This is a genomic window from Mesorhizobium sp. M0437 (assembly GCF_040321335.1).
In the GTDB taxonomy this organism is placed as follows: domain Bacteria; phylum Pseudomonadota; class Alphaproteobacteria; order Rhizobiales; family Rhizobiaceae; genus Mesorhizobium.
Map to the genome: position 1 here is coordinate 1 of NZ_JAMYRK010000253.1, position 676 is coordinate 676.

A 676-nucleotide genomic window follows, 5' to 3' on the forward strand; every position below is an offset into this window, starting at 1 on the left:
GTCGTATCCTCGACTGCTCCTTGCATCACGAGGTTCGCCGCGGTTTTGACGCCTGCACGCATCGACAATGCGCTCGAGACAAAAGACCAGCCGTCGATAATGCCAAGAAGTACCAGGCAAAGGATGGGCAGAACCAGCGCAAACTCTACCGCGGCAACACCCGAATCACTCCGGAACATCCGGACTTGTAGCCGATCCACGAAAACTACTCGACAAGCTGAACGGTTTGCGTGGCCGGAATGTCTCGCATTCCAAGGCTCGTGCAATCCTGAATGATGTTTGCGTTGCCGGACCATTGCACGGTACTTGCGACGACCTGCGTGCAACCACCTTTGCCCGAGAAATTGCCGAGATAATTGACGCCCTGTGTTGGAAAATACAGAGCGCCGGTCAATAGCGAATCCGCCGTGCCATTAAACGTGTTGGATCCCGCCAGGTTGGCTCTGTCGCCATAGAACAGCACACCTGAATAGGTGCCCGACGTCGGTGCGCTGAGCTTGACGGTCGCCGTGCCGTTCATGCTAACGCCGGAGGTACCGGCCAGATAAATGACGACACCTCGCCGGAAATATTTGCATTCGAGTTCGCTTTGAAATCACCGCCTTGAATGACGTATACCCCGGGCGAGAGCGTTACATTGCCGCTCAAGCTGAGTCCCCTGCAGTATGTTCCAGGT

General features: G+C 55.6%; 2 protein-coding genes. Both read right to left on the bottom strand.

Annotated features, from left to right (window positions below; all coding sequences use genetic code 11):
- A partial coding sequence (locus NKI72_RS35315; protein WP_352852300.1) for a TadE/TadG family type IV pilus assembly protein occupies positions 1-200 on the bottom strand: 200 nt, incomplete at its 3' end.
- 5 nt (positions 201-205) lie between these two features.
- Complete coding sequence (locus NKI72_RS35320) at positions 206-520, bottom strand: hypothetical protein (protein ID WP_352852301.1); 315 nt, start codon at positions 518-520, stop codon at positions 206-208.
- Positions 521-676: the final 156 nt, after the last annotated feature.